The sequence below is a fragment of the Bacillus sp. Marseille-P3661 genome, assembly GCF_900240995.1.
GTDB lineage: Bacteria > Bacillota > Bacilli > Bacillales > Bacillaceae_J > OESV01.
Genome location: NZ_LT965956.1, coordinates 122,912 through 143,265, shown reverse-complemented (window position 1 = coordinate 143,265; position 20,354 = coordinate 122,912). Strand labels below are relative to the sequence as shown.

Here is a 20,354-nt window from a genome sequence, read left to right as displayed (position 1 = left end):
CATTTAAAACAACCATTCTATTGGCTTTATTTTTTGAATTAAAAAGTCAACTGTACTAAGAGATCCTGGCTGAATGACGAAATTTGAATCAGCTTTAGGTGCTGTCCATTTTAGTCCAGTAGAGTGCGAGCGTTCTGTTTGTAAGCCTATACGTATCTCTGCCAATGATCCCTGCGCAATAAACCTTTCAACTACATTCATATTATTAGTAACTCGCAGCATTTGGTCCGAATCAACAGGATTTGAAGAAACATGTAATACTGTTCCTAGTATAGCTCCGTTTTCGCTTGAACGATCACCATTCGGATATACTCTTACCGATGTCCCGTTTTTAATCAATTGCGCTTTCTGTAGCGGCATGTAAACCACCATCTCTAAATCCTTTAGTGGATCACCAGTTTGCAAATCAATAACCGCTTCTCCACTTTTTAGCCACTCCCCAACTTCATAATGTACCGCCAATACGGTACCTCGTTGCATACTCACAACTTTCATTTGTTCAAGCAGACTTGAAATGGGCAAACTTTGTAAATCATTTTCAATCCAAGTTGGATCGTAGATTCTAGCAATCGTTTCCCCGCGCTCAACCTTGTCTCCTGGTTCAATTGAAAGGTCCGTCAGCTGTCCTTCAAATGTAGTAACTACCTGGACAACGCCACCACTTGTCGTAAACACCCCCTCACCTGATATCTTTATTTGGAGCTGCGCCGTTATACTCCATATTAGCGTTGCAATTATCAGCAAAAAGATTGATAATAGTGCAATCCAATGCGGGGGGCGTGTAATGGTAATTAACATATCAAGTTTATCTGGTGTCGACAATTGCTCTAATGATGCTTTTCTAAAAACATGTTTATTCATTGTGATCCCCCTCAAAATTGAGTTCATATTCGGAGATCATTCCACTCCAAGCTCGAATTTGACTTAGTGTTTCAACCATTGAATTTGGTGATTTAGTATGTGAATTTTGTGCCGATTCGATTGAAAGCATGAAAGCATCGTACGCTGACGCACTTATGGTGTCAGGATGTATTCCATACCGATCTTTATAATCTTGTATTTGTGGATTTACCGTTTGCTGACTTTCTATTTCTATTATTAAAGGATTATACTCCGGTATCATTTCATTTCGTAAAATGCTACTAACTTCATGTGAAGGATCATATACAATGATCGCATTGGCTTCCAATGCACTCCATTTGTTCAAAAATTGACGGTTCATTTCTGCTGATTTTACAAGCATAATTCGATCAATTGTTGTAACACCTACACGTTTCGCCTCGTTTTCTAACAACTTTGCTAGTTCTCTTCCCCTTGAGGTTTGATCATAGTAAATGACTATGGACTCGATACCTTGCTCCACTAATTGCCGAAGAAGTTCTTGGTGCTCTAAGTCAGTCTGTTGTGATTGTGAAAGATAAAAGATTTGCTTACCACTTGTTATAAGTTTGATGGGGTGCAATTGATTTGGTTGTAATATGATCCATGGAATTTCAGGGTTCATCATTTCAGATGGAGTTACTGCAATCCCTAGCGTAGCAGGTTTATGATTATCCTTTAACGCGCCTTCTTGGATATATCGAACCTCGATTTCCGTGAACTTTGTTGAAGAATCCTTTAATTCACTAAAAGCAAAATCAATTCCCCTTTTTACTGATAATGCCTCGTTTTCATTTTCAGGTAGAATCACATCTAAAATAAATTTAGAGTTATTCTGCTCTGAAACTGCTGCTTGTGATGGAGTGTTACCTAAATCCATACTTTGCCAGACAGGAAAAACAATAACAATAGAAAAACAACTAAGCGCCGCCCGGCGCGCCCATAGACGTATTGCTGTCAAAATAGAATTTTCCTTAATATTCCCAACATATACCGCCAACATGGTGACTATTGCAGGTAGAACAGGCGATAGTTCATAGTAGGTCCATGCCGAAATCGTAACTAGTAAACCGATCCACGACGATAGTAGTGATCCAGCTTTTCTGCGTAAACTTGCAACAATTATAAATAGCAGCAGCAATGGAACTAAAGGAGATTTACCAGCCCAAAATTGTTGGCTAAAGGCACTGCCTTCAGGCGAAACACTCCATTCTAGGAACGGTTGTGTCAAGCCTGCTAATAATCCGAAAACAACCCATTCTGAAAGCTCTTTTTCCGACCATAACGCTTGATTATTCCCATGGATTAAGTACAGAAAAGCAAATGCACTTACACCAACCCATAAAAACGAAACCTCTACCGGCCAAGATATCAATATAGTTGGAATGGTCAGCATCATGATCAACATGGAGAGCGTATCTTTACGTGACCAAGATCCAAAGATTAATAGATTATCCTCAAGAACAGACTTTTCATGTATGACACTGTCAGTTGAATTTTTTCTGCTAATAAAATAGCTAATAAGTAAAAAAATACTAATCACCGCAAATAAAGGAAAAGCAATCATTAGCCAAACAGAAAACAACTTTGATGTTAAAGGTACATCTAATACAGTAAGAACAAACCAGCCGATGAGTGAGCCTTGAATAAATAAAACAACTGAAGGAATAAGATATTCGACAGCCTTTTTGATTGGAAACGCTACTTGTAAGACATCCCTTCTATGCCTGCTCGATGGTAATAGTATAGGAGAAAGTGCACCTATAGCTGTTAAGATCGTGTAAAGCCAGACCTTATGTATAGAAAAGCGTATAATCAAAGTTAATATTAGGCGCTGAAACATACCTGACAGGAATATGATTTGGGCACAGAGGGCAAATGCGATACCTGTGAAAAGATGTGGCTTTGCGAAACCTGATAAAAGCGCTTTAGTATCAGTTAGCTCAGTTATTGATATTCCAACAAATATGAACGACGCAGCTATAAATTTTGTCCATGCTTTAATAAACACACCTGTTATTCCAGCGCCGATGAATAAACAATATAGTCTAATAAATTGTGGGAGATCAGTAGCATAAAATAACACCAAATAAATGATAGCTCCAAGAAAAATACTAAACAAACTTCTCCAGATTACTTGTCTGTTCCAAAGAGTTGTATTATTAGCATATTCTGCTAATTTCTTAGCTGAATTAGGTAGTGATGTCACATCTGTTTTTTTGTCTCGTTGAATTATTCCAGGCTTAGATAAGGGGGATGTACTATTATTTTCAAATTGTAGCTCGGGTTCTAGTACTGTTGATGCGTGACTAGTGGTTTTGTTTAACGCTGCAATCCTTCTTGCTAAAATCCCAGCAAATTGTACTGCCAACGAGCTATGTTCCCTGAGCAAGGTATCAAACTCCTCCTTCGCTAAGCGAAGGACGATTGCATCTGTTTCTGCACACGCAGCAGCTGAACGGGGATCGCCTGTTAAAAGCGACATTTCTCCAAGAGATTCTCTTTCACCCAATACCGCAAGTGTTCGGTCATGATCAGATTGAAGAAAAATGCGGATTCTCCCTTGGACAATAATATAAAGGGAATCACCAAACTCACCTTCTTCAAATAACATTTCACCACTATGGAAACTATGTTGGGTAAACTGTGTGAGTAGCTTAGCTTTATGCACCCGATCTAACTCTGCAAACAGGGGAATATTTAGAAGTTCAATTTTACTCACCCTTCGCTTTCAACTCCCTTTAATAGATTCATATTTTTTGAGTATTTTTCCTTATATTTTCTAATTATACGATATTATTCTTAAGAGTAGTTCTAAAGTCTTTATATTTTATTTTATTAATCAATTAAAAAGAGCAGATAACTATTGTTAAACTCAAGAAAAATATTCTTCATAAAGAGTATGAAGGACTTAAATCACATAGAACAATAGGATAAACGTCACCACTATAGAAATAAACATAAATGCCTAAAAAAAGATCAAATTCTCTAGCCAAGAACTTGATCTTCTTACAATTGTTATCTTCTCTTTAGAATCCCTAAGTACTCTTCCCAAGGACCAACGTCTACTTTGTATCTAGTAGCCATTACTCGCACAATTTGAGCAATATGTGTTAAGTCATGTACAACCCATGTTGAAATCAGTTCACTTAGTTTCACTTCACCAAAAGCAGGATGCAATCCTTTCAATTCAAGATGTTGTTGTGGATCAACAAGCAATTTAAGCTTGCTAATATTTTGCGTTCTGATTGTTTTAAATTCAAGCAACTTTTGATTTATAGGTTTTCGAAAACCTTCTTTTAGATGCGAAAAACGATCAAAAGGAGGAAATACTTTACTTTCAGCATTCGCAAGAATAAATTCTATCCTTGGAATCCAATTAGTAATTTCTCCTTCAATAAGATGGTCGATTACTTCATGAGCATTCCATGTACCCTCACCTTCATTGCATTGCAACCATCCATCAGATAAGCCTAATAAAAAGAACTCCAGTGTTTGTGGTGTACGTTCTAGAACCTCGATTGCTTCTTTCATATCAAAATTCATTTTCTATGCTCCTCTCTATAATAAGCTATAAATAAATATCCATATTAACAGGATTTTATTTAAGCACGTTTATTTGCTTCGTAAGTTCATTAAATCTCAAATCAAGTTCTACATACTCTTTATCTTTTGAACTCATAAAGCTAAGTTTGCCTAAAACCTCTTGTCGTTCTGTTTCAAGCTTTAAACGTAATTCATCCCGAAACTGTTTTGATTCAGACTTTACCTCCAATTGTTTTAGAATGGTAGAATTTGCAATGACAAGCTTACTAGTAGTTGTTTTCTCCAGAAAGTACCGATCATGTGATACGATAATCAAAGTCCCATTATATTGAGCTAACGTTTTTTCAAGCTGTTCGCGTGAAGGTAAATCAAGATGATTGGTCGGCTCATCAAAAACGAGCACATCCTTTTCTTCTAAAATATATGCCATTAACTTGCATTTCACGCGTTCACCCATACTCATACTTTTAATTGGTTCTGACCATTGTGCAGCTGTAAAACCTAAATGTTTCATTAAATTTTGAACTTTTCCTCTATCTTTAAACGATTCTTGATAAAATAACTGCTCAGGTGTTTGTTCTAGTGGTAAATCAAATACTTCCTGCGTTAAATAGCCAATCTTAGCTGTAGGTGAAACCCATACTTCCCCTTCAGAAATGTCCTGACCAAACAAGATCTTTAAAAGCGTTGTCTTCCCGCTGCCGTTCGGACCAGTTATTGAAACCTTCTCACCGTGTTGAATCGTAAAGTTAACATTTTTAAAAAGTGTTCGTTCATCAAAAGATTTTGTTAAATGCTTTACTTCTAATAATCGTTTTCCAACCTTATTCGATGTTGAAATTGAAAAACTAACTTCATAGTCTGGCTCTACACGTTCGACTTTAGTTTTCTCAAGCTCTTTTTCAAGCCGTTTCTGTTTCGATTTGATCTGGGAATCAGTTCGTTTTGCTTTCACACGATAGAATTCCTTAAAGCCTTCTTTTTTCGTCGATTGTGCATGAGCTTTTTGCGACCAAGATGTGAGCTCTTTTATTTGCATTTCCACCGTATTAATCATTTTTTGCTGTTTTTCATATTCACGTTGCTGCGTAAGTTTTCTGTGCTGACGTTCTTCCATATAACTGGAATAATTGCCCTTATGCTCAATAATTTTTTTATTTTCAATCGACCATATTTTCGTTACTATAGCATCTAAAAAATAACGATCATGTGAAACTAAAATAATCGTACCTTGATAATTCTTAACCTGTTCAATGAGGATTTCCGTACTTTCCTCATCAAGGTGATTAGTAGGTTCATCTAAAAGCAAAATGTGAGCTCCCCTACATAGACCATCTGCAAGTCTGGCTTTTAATTTTTCACCCCCACTCAGATGTGAAAAGCTAGAGGTTGGCACACACCATTTCTTTAATAAAGCTTCCTTAACATGTGTCATATCTTTAAAGGAATAGCACTCAACTTCTTGTTCAACTAAAGTAATTTTTAAGTTTGGTTGTAGCGAAAGAATTTGGCCTATTGTCGGTTGAAAATAATTATTAATTAATTGTAGTAGTGTTGTTTTTCCGGCACCATTTTTTCCAATAATACCGATAATATCCCCTTGCTGAACATTAACATTTACGTGTTCTAAAACAACTTGATCCATTATTTCAAAGTTTATATTTTGTAATTTTATTAATTCTTTCATAAGTTATCCCTCACTTGTTTAAGGGAGAATTAAAAAAATCCTCCCAATTTAATTTGGAAGGATTAGTCATATTTATAGTTAACACAAACTGAGCTATAAAATGAAATAGCTTTACAGTTAATTAATAAAAAATGGGCAGACTAATCCTATTTTGAATGCTTTGAAATATTGAATTTCAAACTTTGAAAATAAGATTAGTTAATCATCGTCCACCCATCATCCCTTCTTTACACTAATAAAGTTATTATACCACAAAGTACCCAATAAATGGTAATGACTTCAATTAATAAATTTTGTAAGTACTGCAGCTAATCTTTTTCTTAAGAAAAAATAACAGGTAAGGATTATTGGAACAATTAAAGAAGTCTTAAGGCTAATCGTTAATTTCCCATTGTGGATTCCACACTACCTCCCATAGATGATTATCAGGATCTTTAAAATGTGCTGAATACCCACCCCAAAATGTATCGTGTGGCGGATCAGTTATTATAGCACCAGCTTTTCTTGCTTGTTCTATCACGTTATCAACTTCTTCTTTACTCCCTACATTGTGACCGATTGTAAATTCTGTAGAACTTGATGTGCCCTCTGAAACCTTCGCTTCATAAGCAATGTCTTTTCGATTCCAAATTGCTAGCTTGAATCCTCCTTGTAATTCGAAAAAAGCAACTGCACCATGCTCAAATTCCTGACCTACTATCCCTTCTGTCGGAAAGCCTAAGCCATCTCGGTAAAATTTCAACGAACGTTCTAAATCATCTACACCTATTGTAAGAACCGTTATCCTCGGTTTCATCAACGAAAAGCCTCCTTATCTTTCATTTTATTTTATCTATTTTACCATTAAGAGGAATCATACATCCAAAATAAACTTAGTTTCCTTAAGCTTTCTCACTACCTAGAAAATTAACCAATGTAAACTAAGAAATTACGGACAAGGACTCATACACGCCCAAGCCCTTACATAAAATTGTACAAGTTGCAATTTAGTGCGGACTGGAGGAGTTATTTTGAGCCTTAGTATACTTTTAAGTTATGTTTTGTTAGGTTTTACATTAGCAGCACCCATTGGCCCTGTAAATTCTGCTCGTTTAGATAAAGGAATCAAGAATGGATTTTGGCATGCATGGATTGTTGGTGCCGGCTCCATGATTGCTGATGGAATCTTTATGTTAATGGTTTATTTAGGTATGGTACATTTTCTAGAGGTTCCAATGATTCAAATATTTCTATGGCTGTTTGGCGGATTTATTCTAATCTATTCAGGCGTTGAGAGTATCTTAGGTGTAAATTCGATTTCTCTATCATATAGCCGTGAAAAAGATTCATTATTTAAGTGTTTTCTTACTGGATTTATAATGTCAATTACTAGCCCTTTATCGATTTTATTTTGGTTAGGTATTTATGGATCTGTTTTAGCGAAAACAGCTCAAGTAAATGGTACCGGATCATTGTTGATTTATAGTAGTATGATCTTCCTAGGTTTAACGTTATGGGATATTTTAGTTGCTGCGTTAACAACCGGTTTACGAAGATTCCTAACAATAGCTAGCCTTAGATTGATTTCGATTATATCTGGGATATCCTTAATTGGATTTGGGTTATATTTCGGTTATCAAGGTATTATTACTTTGTTTTGAATATCAGCAACATGAAAACTGTATAACCGTTTTAATTACGCGGCAGTCGCCCCAATAATATTTTCAATAATATATGGAAATAATATACCATAGAAAAATACGGAGTTGACGACATGCATTTATTATTTAATGGTCTATTTCTAATTGCTGCATTGAAATGGGGGAACTGGCAAGATTGGCGGAAATATTATTCAACAATATTGTTCTTTTGGTTTGGTGATTTACTTTATAACTTCCTCTGTCATGATTATATAATGTGGGAATATAAGGAAAGTATCTTTGCTGAAACCCTCCTATCAAATCATACAATCATTTCTTTATTAATTATGTTTGTTGCTTATCCAGCCACCGTTTTTATCTACCTAGGAAAATTCCCACAAGGACCAAGTAAAATGGTACTATGGGTACTATTCTGGATAACCTTATATTCAGTCATTGAATATATCAATTTACGATATTTGGATTTAGTTTCCCATCATAATGGGTGGAGCATGGGATGGTCAGTATTATTCAATATGATAATCTTTCCTATGTTAAGACTTCATTATAAATACCCAATAATTGCATTAGTTACCTCGATTCCGGTTATTTTATTCTTTGTTATTTATTTTAATGTTCCAATAAAATAAAGTAATAAAAGGGTTATTGAGTTTGAAGCCTTTTATTACTTTCAATTTATTGCCATTTCATATTTATTTTAGCTACTGACGAGATGTAGGATTGGTAGGGTTAGCTTTACTTTTTTCACAATCGTTAAACAATGATATTATTTGAAAATTTTTTTAATAAAATTAGTAGTAGTATCAAACTCCGTAATTTCCCGATCAGTAAATCTAACTGAATCATCAGAACCAACTTCTATAAAGTTGAATTCTATTTGAGCTTTTGGACTAAACACAACCTCTTTTCTTCCAAATATTAAATAACCATTTGTCCTACCTATTGATTCCCGCAAAAAATAGTTTCATCGCTACTGAATTCTGTAGATTTCCAAAAATGTACAAGGTTATTTATTTTATATATAAGAGCTTAAAGTAGTATACGCTTTTTTTACATATGTACTCTAGTATTTATCTAAGCAGATTGGAGGAATGATCTTGGATTGGGGAAATATTATAGTTGAGTCAAAAGCTTTTAGAGTTCTAATCAAAAGTGCATTCTGGACTTCTATTGTCATAGGTTTTCTAATTCTATTGATGATCGCTAGCTTTATTATTAAACTTACCTTTTTAGATTATAAGTTTGACGATGGAGAACTTAAACCACCGGTACAACATACGTCAAAGAATAATCTTTATTAAGCATTTAACTTAAAAAAAACAAACGCTTAGAAAGTTCTAAGCGTTTCGTTTGTTGGCTCGTAAGCGTGTTTTTACTTAAGTGTTCATCCACTCCACTAGTTATCTCTCAAGAATTTCTTTAATTTTTTTTAAGTCTTTCATGTTTGTTTTTTTCATCATAGTTGCCATAAAAGGCGAAACTATTTTTGAAAAACCCGTGGGGTTGCCTTTGTTTCTTAATGTCATTCGAGTTTGGTTATCATCAATTTCTTGCCAAGTATATATAGTTTCCATCGGAAAAGGTCCTGTTGCCGTTTTCATAACTAATTTCTTTCCTGGATTATATTCAACAATTTCGTAAACATAAGCGAGTTCTCTACCAAGAAAACTTGCTTTAAAGGCAACTTGCGAACCAATTGTTAATGGTCTCGGTGTTTTCCACTCGGCCGATTGAATATTTTCATACCATTCAGGAGCATGATCAGGGTTTGCAGCATACTCTGATACTTGTGAAATAGGGCGCATAATCGTTATTTCTGTCATTACGTCTACCATACGACATTCCTCCAACCAACAAATCATATATATTATAAATTCCATTTAGTATATTGGATTTATTTATTTTCTACATATTTCTTTAGCAATGTTCCAAGAAGATATTCCCATCCTTTGGAATGGTCTTCTTCCCAATTTTCTTGGATTACACCAGATGCAGTATGTGATAGTTGCAGCAATGTTCCTTCATTCTTTTCTAATAGGGTGTAAGTATATGCACTGTTTACTGCGCCTTGCATTCCGAGGTGCCCAAATAGGCGAATTTCTTCAGGAGCGTTTACATAGTAGACAGTCCCCCATAACGCCCCTTCTTGTTCGCCCCATTTTTCTAAAAATTGTCCTCCCGGAACTGGTTCGAGGGTGAATTTAGATGATAAACCTTTAGGTGCTAATCGAAATTCCCACCACTCCTCTACGTTTTCCGTTAAAGCTTTAAATACTTGATCACGCGCTGCATCTATATAAACCTCCTGCTCGATATGGAAATCTCTTACCTTGTTTTGATTTGCCATATTATTATTTCCTCCTTTTTGTTTGACTACAGATCGTAAGTTAAGAAGCGAATTGGCAGTTGATTCCATGTATTTCCCTACCCAACGATTGTGCACTTCTTGCAGTGGTACCGCATTAAGAAAATTTAATCTATACTTTCCTTCACGCCGTACTACTACTAAGTTCCCTTCTTCTAAAATCTTAAGATGTTTCATAATGGCATACCTTGTAACTTCAGGAAAATAATCGTTTAATTCACCAGTTGTTCGAGGTGATTGCTTAAGGATATCAAGAATTTGCCTTCTGATTGGGTGTCCCAATGCTTTAAACACAATGGAAAATTCTTCTTCCATCAAACACTCTCCTTTTGTGGTTCTAAGTTTAACATGTGACCTGATGGTAACATGTTAAACTTAGAAAGGTCAAGTTCACTCTTACAACTCCCTGTGCCTCCAAGATTTTTTGTGCAAAAAAAGCAGGATTAAATTCCTGCTTTTTATCTTTTTTATATTATTTTTCTTCTAAACTAAAATTAGAGACGCCCAAACAGTAAAACAAATAGTTACAAGAGTCCTCCCTATCTTACTTTGTTATGATTACAGGACCCTCTTTAGTTACTATTAGCGTATGTTCATATTGAGCAACATAGCTATTCTCTGTAGCAAATGTCCAGCCATCGTCCTTTTGAAATACTTCTTCTTCATCTGTTGAAATAAATGGTTCAAATGCGATTACCATACCTTCTTTAAGTAATTCATCATTCCATGGTTCAAAATAATTACAAATATGATCAGGTGCTTCGTGGATTGTACGACCTATCCCATGTCCAGTAAGATTCATAATCACCGTAAATCCATATTTTTGAGCTGTTTGGTGAACAGCTTTTCCAATTCTGCTTATTTTTGAACCTGGTTTTATTTTCTTTAACCCTTCTTCAAATGCTATCTTGGCAACATCACATATTTTGACTAAGATATCATCGCCTTGACCTACAACAAATGAAATTCCTGTATCTGCGAAATAACCATTCTTAGAGCCCGAGACATCGATATTCACTAGATCTCCTTCTTGAATGATTCGATCACCAGGAATACCATGTGCCACTTCATCATTTACACTTATACAAGTAAAACCCGGAAAATCATATTCCCCTTTGGGAGCTGAAATGGCTCCAGCCTGTTCAAAAAGTTTTCCTGCTATGCTATCAAGATCTTTTGTTGTGATACCTGGAATTGTTTTACTTACTAATTCATCTCGGATTGCTGCACAAATCTTCCCAATTTCTTTTAAAGCAATAATATCTTCTTCTGTGTTTGCTATCATAATTTCCCCTACTTACTGTTAATTTTTAATAATATACTCTTATTCTAATATAGTACCTTTAATTCAGATAAAAATCCAAGTCAAATATCTATTATATGATCTTCCATAGAATCCTATTTGGTAATGAAGTTAGTAATAATTTCACACAATTCCAATAATCGAAAAACCGATTAAAAACATTTCTCCGTTACCACATATTCTAATACACTATTGAAAAGTACAACTGTTGCACCAATTATAATAGTGAGATTTCTATCATTTCAGCTTTATAATGCATTAAAAACTCGTAAGTACTATCATACTCATTACCTTTACTTCTAATGTCCGGGTCCAAATAAATTCAAGATTGTAACTCCAACTAAAATAAAAATGATTCCTACAATACTAGCTGTATTAATTGATTCCTTCCATATAAGAATAGAAATTGCTGCTGTACCAATGATTCCTAAGCCAGACCAAATAGCATATGCCATATTTAGCGGTATTGTTTTAAGGGATAATGATAAAAAGAAAAAGCAAAAGGTAAAACTTACGAGAACGCCAATAGTTGGGAACAATTTGGAAAATCCATCTGAAGCTTTAAGCATAGAGGTTCCAATAAGTTCACCAATAATTGCAAAAGCTAAATAAATATATGACAGTTTCATCAGTCTCCTTTAGCCTAAAAAAAATTAAAACAGGCTGCTAAAAATCAGCCTGTTTTATATATTTTATCTTATAAATAATTAGCTAGCCATCTTATTTTCCATTTCTGCAAATTCATCAAGAATTTTTTGATTTGGCTTTCTCGTTAATAAACTAACAATAATAATCGAGATAAAGCTTAAAATAAAACCCGGAATCATTTCATAAATGAATCCTGTTAATGCAGGTATACTAATCCAAATAATAACCGTAACTGCTCCAACAACAATACCGGTTAGAGCACCCCAGCTATTCATTCGTTTCCAATATAAGCTTAATAATATAGCTGGACCAAATGCAGCACCAAATCCTGCCCACGCATTACCAACAAGTGAAAGAATTGTATCGTTTGGCGTGTACGAAAGGCCAATTGCAATTAGTGCTACAAACAACACAGCCAATCTACCAACTAAGACTAATTCTTTGTCGGTTGCTTTACGGCGGAAAAATGCTTTATAGAAATCCTCCGTTAGTGCACTAGACGTTACAAGTAACTGTGAAGAAATAGTACTCATTATTGCAGCCAAGATTGCAGCGAGTAAAAATCCTGTAATATAAGGATTAAAGAGAATATTAGAAAATAAGATAAAAATTGTCTCAGGATTATCAAGGGGTATATTGTACTTTGAAATATACGCAATACCTACAAGTCCCACAGCTAAGGCTCCAACAATGGAAATAATCATCCAGCCTATACCTATTCTACGCGCAGGCTTAAGTTCTTTTACAGAAGAAATCGCCATAAAGCGGACGATTATATGTGGTTGTCCAAAATATCCTAAGCCCCATGCTAAAAATGAAATGATACCAATGACCGACGTTCCTTTAAAAATATCCATTAAATTAGGATCAATAGTCTTGACACTCTCAAAAACAGCAGCAGTACCACCTAGATCGGTAAAGGCAACAACCGGAACTAATACTAGGGCTAAAAACATAATACAGCCTTGAACAAAGTCCGTTAGACTCACAGCTAGAAAACCGCCAAATAATGTATAAATAATGACCACCCCTGCAGTAACAAACAAGCCTAGTCGATAATCCAAGCCAAACGCAGATTCAAATAGCGTACCACCTGAAACAAGACCAGCTGATGTGTACAGCGTAAAAAAGACGATAACAACTATGGCAGAAACTGACCGAAGAATTTTCGTTGTATCTGAAAATCGGTTTTCAAGGAAATTGGGGATTGTAATTGAATCATTTGCTAATTTTGTATAAGTTCGTAGTCGCGGTGCAACGATGAGGTAATTTAAATAAGCACCAAGAGTTAAACCGATTGCGATCCATGCACTAGAAAGTCCAGTTGTGTACATCGCACCTGGCAATCCCATTAGCATCCATCCACTCATATCCGATGCACCTGCTGACAGGGCAGTAACAGCCGGCCCTAGACCACGCCCACCAAGCATATAATCTGATAGATTAGTTGTTTTCCTGTATGCATAAAAGCCTATTATTAACATTGCAATAAAATAGATACCTAATGATATGAATATTTCAAAATTCACCAAATCTCTCCTTTTCGTTTCTAGACGAAATAATTAATATAATGGTTTTTACATAGGCATGACATTCTTAGTTTTTTTGTATGTTTCCCAAACCACAATGGAAGAATCTTATATTAATTATGCCGTCAAGTTTTTTTTATTGGTAAGGTTGCCCGCTTACTCAACCTATCAAACATTCCCCTTAATTTCAAGGAAGGACGATGCCATATACACCATTATAAATTGGCGTATAGACTAACTTCACAACGTTGGAAACGGATCCAATAATAAAAGAAGTAATTATATTATAAATATTCAAAATACGGTTATCTGGTTAGACTATATTTATTACAAGGTAAAAAGCGTCTCTACCTATAGTAAAAACGCTTTGATTCACAAAATTAATTGTCATTATGAAATTGGCTCGTAATATTTCCTATGTAACCATATAAATACATCCGTAATAAATTTTGCTATTAACAGCACAATGATATAACAGATAAATAGATGTACGTAGTGAATATCACCATACATCTTGAATAAGCCAAGTGTAACTAAAATAGGCTTAAATACAAATGAAAAAAATACTGATAAAAGAGTTGTGAATAAATAATAATTTTTATTATTATTTATAGTCCATTGGTAAACTAGCATAAAACTAACGGGAATAAGGCTTGAATCGAGGGAAAGACCTGGTATCATCGGAATAACAGGAAAAGGATAGTTCCATAAGCCGCTATGTCTTCCAGATAAATCAATATAGCCAAATACCATATGAATACTATAACCATAGAAACCAATTAGGAATATCTTTTTTTTATCAATTTTAAAGAGTATATATATTAACGGAATTAGCAGAAATGCTACCATCAACCAATATTCAAATGAAGTAAACAGAGCGTGTTCTAACCAGTATTGATTTAAAGCTTGTTGGCCCTCTTTACCCATTTTGACTATTTTATCAAATTGTTCAATACGGTTATTCTCAGCCAATATTACCATCCTCTATGTAGGTTTAATTTTAGGTCTACTACTTATTGGTAATATTCTGCCTTGTTTTTACAACGATATGTATCAATTTCTAGTAGCTATTCAAAAATAAAATCATGCACCTCAAGTAAAAATAAAAAAGTGCTTCCTACATAATTGCAGAATGCACAATATAGGTATATATAATTTTAAAAAACGGCGGTTATTTGTCATTCGCTAATTCTCTTCTATTAATACATTGTGGCGGACGTTCAAACCAACCATTATTAATCATTAAGCTAGCCCCATCTTCAGCATAAGAACCAATTTTGCGAACCATATTCGTATATAGCAATCCCAGATCGTGTCTTAATGTTAATGAAAGTGACCCACCTAAATTAGCAATCCCAATGGCAGAGATGGCTCCAACTAAAAACATCATAAGTTTTTCTGAGTAAGGCGGATCAGTTGTTTTCATTATTTCGGTATCCCATGTCCTTGGAGATGGAACACTGCTTTCGGTTAAAACACTATCTAATTCTTCAATAAATGTTCGAGAAAGCTCATGACCTTTAATGAAATAATCTCTGATCTCAGGTGTACTAGCTACTTGACTAAATGCAATTAAAATAGCCTTTGAAAGATCACTGTTAAAGGAATTTATGTATAGATGTGCAAGTTCCTGGGATATAAGTGTTCGCCTTTTCCCAAACCATCCACTAAAAAAACTTTCCTTTTCTACAAATGAAGGTTTATCTTTATAATCTAAATAAGGGGCCTTAATATATATGCCCTTATTTAACATAACATTTGTAATTCTTTTTTTTATTTGGACTGATTGTTCTATTGCTTGACTGAAAAAATCAATAACATCTTTCCGTGTGCTCATCGTTAATGCCATCGAATAATTAGCTAAACCACCCGCCCCCATATTCAGTAAAAAATACAGATAGAAACTATCAGAAAATAGCCTTGGTGCATTTATATATACATCAAGTTCTTCACTGAACGCGATTGGTAGAGCATAGTTTTCTCGGTTAAAGATATGAGCTATTGTTTCCAAGTGAGACTTCGAAACATTTAGAGCGAATTCAATTTCAGGTTTGATTTCAACATCCTCAACAGTTTTCAGAAAATGTGAAACAATGCATATTGCCGCGCTATCGCTCATATATGTACTCCATAATGTTGATAATTCTGCTGATGTTAATTTAACTTTTGTGTCATTTCCCACCTTAATGCCTCCAATTTATTTTTAACTTATTATTTACAAGTCACTAATAATTATGAAGTACTTTTATATTTAAAAAGCGATTCTTCTTAAAGAATCGCTTTAGCTTATTACTATTTACTAACCTTTGAAGTAGGTACATCGATTCCAATATTCAATATCAGTTCATATTGACGTAACCTAATATCAAACAGTGTTAATGGATCGAAGAACATGTCTGGATTTGTTTTTAAATTATTCAATGAATCTTTATCTACTTCGATGTTTATATTTCCTTCCTCAATGGCTGATGCTAATTCCTCATACGGCTCCTTATAGAACCTTTTTATATCACGTTCTAACGTTTTTTCGAACAATTCAAATTGCATCATAAACCTATTAATAATTGTTGCAGCTACATTTTCATAATTCTCGTTTTCAATATACCTTTTATAAGCTTTATAGATAATTAATTTATTTGCCGGAAGATATTCAAATAGTTTCCCAGACCCCTTTAATAATATAAGTGACGGTTTTATACCATTAAATATATTTAGATCCTCTATTTCAATTATGGATGACATCCGTTCAGCATCTCGAGCCCAATCTTGAAACACTTGAAAATCACATTTCAATGAAAGATTTTCTTTTTCATACAATGTTCTAAAACCTTCACACATTTCTTCTAAATACAACTGGCTTTCGGAAAATTCGTCTTTAGCTAGTTGTACCCACTCGTCTAAACATCTAGAAAATTTGGGTCTTATCGTATCTTGCATATAATTTCTAATCGCATCGTTCATTACTGTATTTAGATCGATATGAACAGTACTAAAATCACAATCTTCTTTTATAAATTGTGAACATTCTCGTAAAAGTGTTGGAATTGTTCGGACTAAGTCCCCTTTGATTTCTTCTTTAATCATAATAAAAGAATTTTTGAGTGTGTGAATTTTCTCGTTTTCTAAATCACTCAACTGGTTGATGGCACCAGTTAATTTTGAAACGACCATTTGATTCCAATTGATCGATTGCTCTAATCCGTTTTCTAGTTCTACTCTTTTTTCAAAAAGATCTTCAATTATTTTTCGGATAAATTGCAATATATTTTTAGGTCTTACTTCATGAATATTATTTCTTGTAATATTTTTGATAAACAAGGAGATATCATCCTGCTGTTCTCTATTTTGTAAGCTGGACGAACAGACTATCATTTTCGAATCCGGAAATTCTATACGAAGTTTTGATTTAGTAGTCTCAATTATTTCCTTTTTATCTTCGCTATGCCCGTTAGCATTTATTAAGAAGTGTATAGAAAGATTAGGTGCATACTTTTTTAATTGTAATACAGTAGCGTATTCGTTCTCGGTTAATGGTGAATCCACATTAATTATATATAACAAAGCATCTGCTAATGGCAGATATTTAAATAGTTCCTTCCACACTTTGTTTCCCTTATAAATAGGAGTGTCAATAATTGCAAGCTTACATTTATCTAAAAAATTAGATGGTAATCTAAAATCAATAATGGGTTCCTGACGCCGTACTTCGCTAATACCATGAAAATCAGAAAGGGTTAATCCAGTACGTATATCTATATCAGTAATTTCACTTATGGTCGTCACATCAGCATGCTTGAACATTACAAATGAACAAGATGATGGTGAAACAACATTTCCCCCAAGTACTGAATTTATGAATGAAGATTTTTCATTTCCAGTAGTACCTGCTATAAAAAGATGATTAACGTTAGTATCAGCAAGCTCTTCAACAATCCAATTGATTTTATGACCCAAATCAACGCCATTGTTTTTTGCCCAAACCGAGATCGATTCGAATAATTGAAGGGTGTGGTTTAAGCTGTTATCGAATCCATTAGGATGCGCAATCATTTTTTCTGCTTTATTTAAGACAGGTACGCTAATACTTGATGGAAAAACTTCACTCCATGAAATAACAGCGGCAGAAGCAACAAAGCAATTTGATGAATCAGTTATTTTTAACCAATTTGTTAAAAGTGCTGGAAAGATTTCTGATAGATCTTTTACAAAATAATCGCCTTTCATCAAATCAAAGTATGTTTCCTGATAAAGATCTGATAGTTCATCCCATCCTTTTGATCGACTACCTTCCAAATCTATAAAAAGATTATTAAAAACTGTGATCCAAGAGAAATAGAGCTCCCGATGTTTGTAGTTTTCCCACAAAGCTACTGCGAGTTCTTCAAAGAAGAACTCGTCTATTTCAAACAAGGTAACTAATACTTTTGAAAAATAGTCAGGTTCAATTGATTTGGCAATACCGTAATCAATATATAATTTTATAGCTTCGAACCATTCGAGCGATTGTGTGCGAATAGCTTCGTTTACTGCAAGCTCAAGCGCATTATTCCAATCCTTATAATCCTCAAAAAAAGAACGGGCGATGTTTGTAACGTTCGGGTAATCTGGGTTGATCGCAACTATATTTTTAATAACGGTTGTGGATTCTTCAAGTCGCCCCTGTTCTATGTATATCGATAATAATTTCAACGTCACTTCCGTTTTTAGAGATACATGTTCTGTCTCAATAGACTTATAAGTATCTTCTGCTGAGGTTAAATTTCCAAGTTCAAAATAAGCATCGGCTATATTTTTTTTAGCCCATAGCTCGAGATCATCATGAATAGTCTCCCATTTAAAAATGGCCGTTTCGAAATCTTTATAATGAAAATATAGCTCACCTTGTGAAAATCGAATTTCCGTAAGGTTTGAATATTCATTTTTCTGCGCTGATAAATACAATTCTGCAAGACTTTCAATAGGATTTTTAAACTCATTATCTATCATAAACTTTTGGTAATACGTCTTCGAAATTAATGTATTCTCTGATGTCATACGTGTAATTCACTTCCCATATGATTAATATTTAAAATTATAGTTTAAATATTAATTCGTAAAGAAAAATTATTTTATAGCCTTTTTTAGCAAATAATTTTATTTTTATTGAATTACTACCTAATAATATAAGCTTATCTCAAATAAGATTTGCAAGAAAAAAATTGATATTTCGTAGTTTATTTGCTTAAACTAATTCAGAAATCAAAAAGAAAGAGTGATGCTTTACATGGATACAATTGATCCGAAAGACGTAAAACCTGGTGATGATGTATATGTAATATACAATAATCCCCATACTCCAACAGTTTCTAATGTAATGCCTGCAGAAATTGTGCAGCATCCAAAAGATCCAAATCGAACGGCTTTGTTTCTACATGAAACATTTCACACAATTGAAGATGATGATGCGTTATTTTCATCAGAGGATGCTGCAACACAGGCATATAATGAACTTTTTGGAGAGTAGGTAATCAACTGCAGCATCATTATTCGATCTTAAAGATATAAGGACCAGATACCGTTATTTGGTTTCTGGTCCCTTACCACTTGGTTTTAGTAATAAAAGTACAAAAAAGATTAAGCTAATATAACCAAACAACGGATACAAAATAGAAAGTAGTTTTCCATAGTTTATAAGGCTAATACTATATGAAATTATAAAGATTAGTGTAATTGATAGTGCTGTTGGAATTTGGCCATATTGTTTAATTTGCCTATCAAGGCCAAAAACATTCCCGATTACTGATGTAAAAATTTCCCCATATATAACGAGAATATAAAATAAGTGAAGAAAGGGTGCAATTTGTTTCATAACAATTGCCATCGGAATTTCATATTGTTCAAGGTTCGGTAGCATGATTAAAGTTACGTGACTAGATAAAAGTATTAAAGTTAACGCCAATCCTCCTAATATCCCCCCCCATTTTATAGACCAATCATCTTTAATTTCAGATGCTATCGGTACTAATACAGCTTGAGCAAGAGCCAAATTTAAAGCTGTATAAGAAAACGGATATAGCATGGTCTTCCATCCTTCAAAAGAAATGGCGGATGTCTTCAAAAAATGATCTACAAAATGATTCTGTTGTATGGATACAACCATCAACATTAAACTAAAGCCAATCATTATAGGAACTACAAATGAATTTACGGCAAAAAGTCCTTTTGCTCCTACTAACATGACAGTAAAAGATAAAATTATTGTAATAAAAATACCCAGACTTTTAGTTAATCCTAACTGCTCTTCAAACACAGCACCTGCACCCGAAAGCATAACTGCACAAACGCCTAATAACATGAAAAGCATAATTATATTAATTCCAGATCCTATCCACTTTCCAAACAAGTGAATATTAAAATCTTCATATGAGACGGCATTAATCCGTGCAGAAATCCTCATCAATTTAGTACCTAACAGAATAAAGAGGCAGCCGCTTATTAATATATTTATAAAGCCCACGAAACCGAATCTCGAAAAAAATTCAACAATTTCTCTTCCTGTAGCAAAGCCTGCACCTACTACCGTTCCAACATAAACTGCTGCTATTTGAAAGGCTGCTGCCCAATTCCTCTTCACTACATCCGCCCCCTCATATCATTTATATGAAGGTCGTGGTTAACAAAGACGAGCTATTTATTAAAAAGACGTGTTAACTCTTCCGGGGTAATGACCATTACAACAAAATATGTTAAACGCTGAACTATCAGGAAAAAATATGTT

General features: G+C 34.2%; 18 protein-coding genes. 4 read left to right on the top strand and 14 right to left on the bottom strand.

Annotated features, from left to right (window positions below):
* Nucleotides 1-3 precede the first annotated feature (3 nt).
* The 5 genes from C1724_RS19765 to C1724_RS19745 all read right to left on the bottom strand — a co-directional run bounded on the left by C1724_RS19765 (nucleotide 4) and on the right by C1724_RS19745 (nucleotide 6,908).
* Nucleotides 4-861 (bottom strand): HlyD family efflux transporter periplasmic adaptor subunit, encoded by an 858-nt coding sequence (locus C1724_RS19765; RefSeq protein WP_180994359.1) that lies wholly within the window; start codon nucleotides 859-861, stop codon nucleotides 4-6.
* On the bottom strand, nucleotides 854-3,601 hold the full coding sequence (locus C1724_RS19760; protein ID WP_102348496.1) for a cyclic nucleotide-binding domain-containing protein: 2,748 nt from the start codon (nucleotides 3,599-3,601) through the stop codon (nucleotides 854-856). The genes C1724_RS19765 and C1724_RS19760 overlap by 8 nt, the downstream gene beginning before the upstream one ends.
* Before the next feature lie 296 nt (nucleotides 3,602-3,897).
* Nucleotides 3,898-4,425, bottom strand: a complete 528-nt coding sequence (locus C1724_RS19755) for a DinB family protein (protein WP_102348495.1) — start codon at nucleotides 4,423-4,425, stop codon at nucleotides 3,898-3,900.
* 55 nt (nucleotides 4,426-4,480) lie between these two features.
* On the bottom strand, nucleotides 4,481-6,112 hold the full coding sequence (gene abc-f, locus C1724_RS19750; RefSeq protein WP_102348494.1) for a ribosomal protection-like ABC-F family protein: 1,632 nt from the start codon (nucleotides 6,110-6,112) through the stop codon (nucleotides 4,481-4,483).
* Between the two features lie 373 nt (nucleotides 6,113-6,485).
* Nucleotides 6,486-6,908, bottom strand: a complete 423-nt coding sequence (locus tag C1724_RS19745) for a VOC family protein (protein WP_102348493.1) — start codon at nucleotides 6,906-6,908, stop codon at nucleotides 6,486-6,488.
* A gap of 214 nt (nucleotides 6,909-7,122) precedes the next feature.
* On the opposite strand from C1724_RS19745, the gene C1724_RS19740 reads away from it, so the two are divergent.
* From C1724_RS19740 to C1724_RS19725, 3 genes are all read left to right on the top strand, one after another.
* Nucleotides 7,123-7,752 (top strand): LysE family transporter, encoded by a 630-nt coding sequence (locus tag C1724_RS19740; RefSeq protein WP_102348492.1) that lies wholly within the window; start codon nucleotides 7,123-7,125, stop codon nucleotides 7,750-7,752.
* A 113-nt stretch (nucleotides 7,753-7,865) separates the two neighbouring features.
* Nucleotides 7,866-8,381 (top strand): CBO0543 family protein, encoded by a 516-nt coding sequence (locus C1724_RS19735; RefSeq protein ID WP_102348491.1) that lies wholly within the window; start codon nucleotides 7,866-7,868, stop codon nucleotides 8,379-8,381.
* Between the two features lie 468 nt (nucleotides 8,382-8,849).
* Nucleotides 8,850-9,053 (top strand): hypothetical protein, encoded by a 204-nt coding sequence (locus C1724_RS19725; protein ID WP_102348489.1) that lies wholly within the window; start codon nucleotides 8,850-8,852, stop codon nucleotides 9,051-9,053.
* 99 nt (nucleotides 9,054-9,152) lie between these two features.
* Here the strand turns inward: C1724_RS19725 and C1724_RS19720 are convergent, their stop codons facing one another.
* The 8 genes from C1724_RS19720 to C1724_RS19685 form a co-directional block, all read right to left on the bottom strand.
* On the bottom strand, nucleotides 9,153-9,587 hold the full coding sequence (locus C1724_RS19720; RefSeq protein WP_102348488.1) for an SRPBCC family protein: 435 nt from the start codon (nucleotides 9,585-9,587) through the stop codon (nucleotides 9,153-9,155).
* 59 nt (nucleotides 9,588-9,646) lie between these two features.
* Nucleotides 9,647-10,432 carry an SRPBCC domain-containing protein gene (locus C1724_RS19715; RefSeq protein ID WP_102348487.1) on the bottom strand — a complete coding sequence of 262 codons (786 nt, stop codon included), beginning with the start codon at nucleotides 10,430-10,432 and terminating at the stop codon, nucleotides 9,647-9,649.
* 229 nt (nucleotides 10,433-10,661) lie between these two features.
* The gene (gene map, locus C1724_RS19710; RefSeq protein ID WP_102348486.1) at nucleotides 10,662-11,402 is read right to left on the bottom strand and encodes a type I methionyl aminopeptidase; all 741 of its coding nucleotides are present in this window, start codon (nucleotides 11,400-11,402) and stop codon (nucleotides 10,662-10,664) included.
* Between the two features lie 317 nt (nucleotides 11,403-11,719).
* Complete coding sequence (locus C1724_RS19705; RefSeq protein WP_102348751.1) at nucleotides 11,720-12,043, bottom strand: DMT family transporter; 324 nt, start codon at nucleotides 12,041-12,043, stop codon at nucleotides 11,720-11,722.
* 84 nt (nucleotides 12,044-12,127) lie between these two features.
* The gene (gene putP, locus C1724_RS19700; protein WP_102348485.1) at nucleotides 12,128-13,597 is read right to left on the bottom strand and encodes a sodium/proline symporter PutP; all 1,470 of its coding nucleotides are present in this window, start codon (nucleotides 13,595-13,597) and stop codon (nucleotides 12,128-12,130) included.
* 390 nt (nucleotides 13,598-13,987) lie between these two features.
* Complete coding sequence (locus tag C1724_RS19695) at nucleotides 13,988-14,569, bottom strand: hypothetical protein (RefSeq protein WP_258000469.1); 582 nt, start codon at nucleotides 14,567-14,569, stop codon at nucleotides 13,988-13,990.
* A gap of 199 nt (nucleotides 14,570-14,768) precedes the next feature.
* Nucleotides 14,769-15,779, bottom strand: coding sequence for a DUF3231 family protein (locus C1724_RS19690; RefSeq protein ID WP_102348483.1), 1,011 nt, complete (start codon nucleotides 15,777-15,779; stop codon nucleotides 14,769-14,771).
* A gap of 110 nt (nucleotides 15,780-15,889) precedes the next feature.
* Nucleotides 15,890-18,631, bottom strand: coding sequence for a GTP-binding protein (locus C1724_RS19685; RefSeq protein WP_102348482.1), 2,742 nt, complete (start codon nucleotides 18,629-18,631; stop codon nucleotides 15,890-15,892).
* A gap of 229 nt (nucleotides 18,632-18,860) precedes the next feature.
* On the opposite strand from C1724_RS19685, the gene C1724_RS19680 reads away from it, so the two are divergent.
* Nucleotides 18,861-19,100, top strand: coding sequence for a transcriptional regulator SplA domain-containing protein (locus tag C1724_RS19680; protein WP_102348481.1), 240 nt, complete (start codon nucleotides 18,861-18,863; stop codon nucleotides 19,098-19,100).
* Between the two features lie 54 nt (nucleotides 19,101-19,154).
* On the opposite strand, the gene C1724_RS19675 is transcribed toward C1724_RS19680, so the two are convergent.
* Entirely contained in the window at nucleotides 19,155-20,210 is a 1,056-nt protein-coding gene (locus tag C1724_RS19675; protein ID WP_102348480.1) for a YkvI family membrane protein, read from the bottom strand.
* Between the last annotated feature and the right edge of the window lie 144 nt (nucleotides 20,211-20,354).